Source organism: Streptomyces sp. NPDC094147 (assembly GCF_044764265.1).
Classification (GTDB): domain Bacteria; phylum Actinomycetota; class Actinomycetes; order Streptomycetales; family Streptomycetaceae; genus Streptomyces.
Genome location: NZ_JBIWHT010000078.1, coordinates 1 through 3,638, shown reverse-complemented (window position 1 = coordinate 3,638; position 3,638 = coordinate 1). Strand labels below are relative to the sequence as shown.

Genomic DNA, 3,638 nt, shown 5'->3' with positions numbered 1-3,638 from the left:
CCGGGCGAACGCGCCTTCGCCCGCCTGAAGTCCTGGCGCGTCCTGCGCCGGACCAGATGCTCCACCAACCGCGTTGGACAGATCGTCGCGGCCGTCCACACCCTCCTCACCTGCAGCTATTCAGGATGAAAGAGGTCCAGTGTCTCTCCATTCCGTCCTTCGCGATAATCGGACGCCTGCTCTTCGGGACTTTCGACCCGGCAGTTGGTGTCCTGTGGTCCTCAGCGGTAAGCGGTCCGGCTGGTCACGATGGAGGGATGGCAAGAACGCGGGGGCTGACCGAGGGACAAGTGGGTTAAAGGGCAAAGGCAACGCACAGGGGAGGATGCAGGCCGAGCGCGAGGCACGGGCCAAGAAGGAGAGGCTGTACCGACGGCTGACCGTCTCGGGCTCGGTGCTCGGCGGGGCCGCGCTGCTCACCGGCGTGATCATCGCGGTCACCGGTTCCGGTGGCGGCAAGAGCGACAGCCACACCGCAGCTGCCCTCAAGGGCCCGCTGGTCGTCCCGCAGCACACCTCGGGCACCGACGGCACCGTCATCACGTACGGCGACCCGGCCGCCAAGCGCACCCTCGACGTCTATGAGGACCCGCGCTGCCCGTTCTGCGACATCATGGAACGCGGCCTCGGCGCGACGATGCAGCAGCTGGCCGACGAGGACAAGCTGCTCGTACTCACGTCGAAGGTACCGGGCCTGGACCAGGCCGCGCTGAAGAAGGCCGTGCACGACGGTACGTATCTGCCGTGGACCGCCAAGGTCGACAAGGCCACCGGGAAGGACCTCTCCGCAGCATGGAAGAAGGCCGGCCTGAAAGGAGCCGGCCACTGTCTTCGACGTGAACCTATACGTCAAGGACTTCATGCCGGAGCGGGGCAACTTCGCCTTTCCGTACGCCCCCGGCACTGCGGGCCTGCGCTGGAGCGAGACCGAACTGCTGGCGGACAAGGAAGGCAAGAAACTCCGGCCCCGCCGCTGGAACCAGCAGGCGGACGGCAGGCGATCGGCGCTCGCACACTCGACCCGGAGACACCCGACGCGTTCGGCATCGTGGAGCCGAAGGGCAAAGAGGCTCAGGCGATCGCGGAGGCCGACCAGGACATCACCGCACTCAGCAAACTGCGCAAGTACATGTCCGCCGAGGAGTGGAAGGCGTACGTGGAGCGGCTGGCCGCCCTGCTGCCGGATACGGGAGGTGCGAACCCGCCACGATGCGGCAGCGCACTTCCGCTCCCGGGCCTCCCACGAGCTGGCCGACCGCCTGCGCCGGCAGACCGGGCACGTGCACCCCGGGGTTGATGATGAAGCGTACGTCGAGGAGCTGGAGCCCGCCCGCCCCGACGCCGTCATCCGCGCCCGTAACCTGATCTACGCGGAACACGCGGCGCGGCTGAGCGAAGCCCAAGCCGCCTACGACGCCGATCCGTCCGACGAACTGGCTCTGGCGATCCGGCGGGACACCAGCTACTCGCTGTGGCACGCGATGGAGGCCTACCACTCCCAGGGCTCGGTCCTCGACGTCGTAGGCAAGCAGGCCAAGAGCACGGTCACCATCACCAGCGCCCACTACTTGCAGTCCTTCAACGAGCAGCTTGGCGACCTGCTCAAGGACCTGCGGCACTACACCGAAGCGGGCGAGGCGTTCTATCGCAGCGCGAAGTATCTCCAGCGGATGACTCAGGCGGTCCGGCAGGCCCTGGAGAAGTCAGCGGCAGGACTCAGGGACGCGGAACTGGCGCTCCTGACCAAACTGGAGGAGATCAGCGCGGCCGACGGCACACTACTGGGCATCCGCAGCAGCAAGGAGAAGTACGCCGCAGCGTCAGCAACCGACAAGTCCGACATGGCAACCGGCATTTACCGTAAGATATTGAACATCAGCGCCCAGGTCAACGCAGCGGTGCCTCGCCAGGGCCGAGCCGCACGGTGAGGACGCGGCCGCGGACATGGGTGCCCTGGCCGACGTCTACCCGGCCTCACGGCCGGTGCCCGGCTCACGCCGACCCAGGCACCGGCCGTCACCTAAGCGCTCCGCGGGAAGTGCGCTCGATTCACTGCGGGCCGCGCGGGGCTGGTCGCGCAGTTCCCCGCACCCCGTTGGGGTGCCGATCCCGCGCCGGACTTCCACAAGTCCGCCGAGTAGTGGGTGTCCGTTCAACCGAGGGTGATGCGCAGTTCGTAGCGGTCGGCGCAGGGGGTGCCCGCGGGGTCGCACGAGAGGCGGGTGGCCTGCAGGACCGAGGAGGGACCTACGAGGTCGAGGTGGGCCGCCTCCCCGTCGGTGGCGAGCGCGGCGCGGGCCGTGTACTGAGCCGTCGTGGGGACGTGCCCGAGGGGACACACCACGCCGGAAGGCCACGGCCTCGCAACGGAAGGACTCCTCATCTCCCGCATCCTCGACCTGGACAGCAGCGAACTCGCCTCCTTGCGCGGCCGGGCACTGACCGACTCGGTGGCCGCCTCCGAAGGCCGTGCCGTCGTCGCCGAGGTCTGGCCCACACCGCGATGCTCGCCAGCGCGCACGAGACCGGCGGCATCTCCAACATCGAGCTGGTCGCCGCGTTCGGCGCGGCCGTCGTCATCCTGAACATGCTGGAGAAGGTGTACGACGGCGAACGCTGGTACCTGCCCGTCATGGGCGAGTTCTCCTCGCTGTCCGAGCTCGCCGACTTCGTCGGCCGCCCCATCGGCGTCAACATCGAACCCGGCGACGTACCGACGGCCGCAAGGCCACCGTCGACAACGCCCGCCGCCTCGTCGACCAGGACGCCGCCCTGCTGTGCCTCACCGCCAACCCGGCCACCGGGGCAAGCCTCGCCGACATCGCCCGCACCCGCGAAGAGTTGCGCACCGCTCTTGGCGACGACGCGGGGATCTGGTCCGGCAAGATGCACATGGCCGGGCGCTCAGAGCCGCTCGACGCCGCCGGAATGTGCGCGATCGCGGAAGCCGGCACCGACGGCGTCCTGGTGCTGCCGCCCGGCACCGTACCCGGCGTCACCCGCGAGATCGCCGCCGAGGCGGTCCGCCGCATCCACGCTGCGGGCGCCATCGCCATGGGCACGATCGGCACCAGCCAGGAGGGCTCGCACCACACCCTAGTGCCACAACTCGCCCTGAACGCCAAGGAGATAGACGCTGACGCCCACCACATCGGCGACGCTTATGCGGCCGGTGCGACGGATCCGGTGTTCCTCTACAACTACTCCGTCGCGATCCGCGGCCGCCTCCACACCTGGCACCGCATGGGCCGCAACACCCGCAAGTGCATCTGACCGTACGGCCCGCCGAAGAAACCCCGGCTGCCCTGGCTACACCCTGACATAACGGGACTTTCGGCAGCGATCCCGGGACTTGTGGTCCCGCCTGGTGGGCGGTGCGGTGGGTGACGATGGAGGGACGCCCAGGGGCTGGTTCAAAGTGCTTGCGCAGGATGGGCCGGTGACGTGGGATCAGAACGCGCGAAGTCCGCGGCACGGTCAGAGGTGGTGTGAGAACCGATGGACGCCGAGCCCGTAGACCATCGCGTGAGGGTCGACCAGTTCGTCGGCGACGGCCGCTACCGTCTCACCCACCGGCTGGGACGCGGCGGCATGGCGGAGGTGTTCGCCGCCGAGGACGTGCGCCTGGGCCGGACCGT

The 3,638-nt window shown here is 68.8% G+C and carries 4 protein-coding genes and 1 pseudogene; 4 read left to right on the top strand and 1 reads right to left on the bottom strand.

Annotated elements, in window-relative coordinates; all coding sequences use genetic code 11:
- The 3 genes and pseudogenes from ACIQ8J_RS35820 to ACIQ8J_RS35810 all read left to right on the top strand — a co-directional run.
- Positions 1–129: pseudogene (locus tag ACIQ8J_RS35820) on the top strand (IS5/IS1182 family transposase); the annotation flags it as partial.
- Positions 130–325: 196 nt separating this feature from the next.
- Positions 326–1,297 (top strand): thioredoxin domain-containing protein, encoded by a 972-nt coding sequence (locus ACIQ8J_RS35815; protein ID WP_403278324.1) that lies wholly within the window; start codon positions 326–328, stop codon positions 1,295–1,297.
- Complete coding sequence (locus ACIQ8J_RS35810; RefSeq protein ID WP_403278326.1) at positions 1,281–1,928, top strand: hypothetical protein; 648 nt, start codon at positions 1,281–1,283, stop codon at positions 1,926–1,928. Before ACIQ8J_RS35815 ends, ACIQ8J_RS35810 begins: the two co-directional genes overlap by 17 nt.
- Positions 1,929–2,152: 224 nt before the next feature.
- Here the strand turns inward: ACIQ8J_RS35810 and ACIQ8J_RS35805 are convergent, their stop codons facing one another.
- Positions 2,153–2,344 carry a hypothetical protein gene (locus ACIQ8J_RS35805; RefSeq protein ID WP_403278328.1) on the bottom strand — a complete coding sequence of 64 codons (192 nt, stop codon included), beginning with the start codon at positions 2,342–2,344 and terminating at the stop codon, positions 2,153–2,155.
- Between the two features lie 497 nt (positions 2,345–2,841).
- Here ACIQ8J_RS35805 and ACIQ8J_RS35800 point away from each other — a divergent pair, with 497 nt between their 5' ends.
- Positions 2,842–3,273: a hypothetical protein gene (locus ACIQ8J_RS35800; RefSeq protein WP_403278330.1), complete on the top strand. Its 432-nt coding sequence runs from the start codon at positions 2,842–2,844 to the stop codon at positions 3,271–3,273.
- Positions 3,274–3,638 lie beyond the last annotated feature (365 nt).

Coding starts and splice junctions, on each gene's coding strand:
- ACIQ8J_RS35815 (WP_403278324.1), top strand. CDS start 326: ATGCAGGCCGAGCGCGAGGCACGGGCCAAGAAGGAGAGGCTGTACCGA.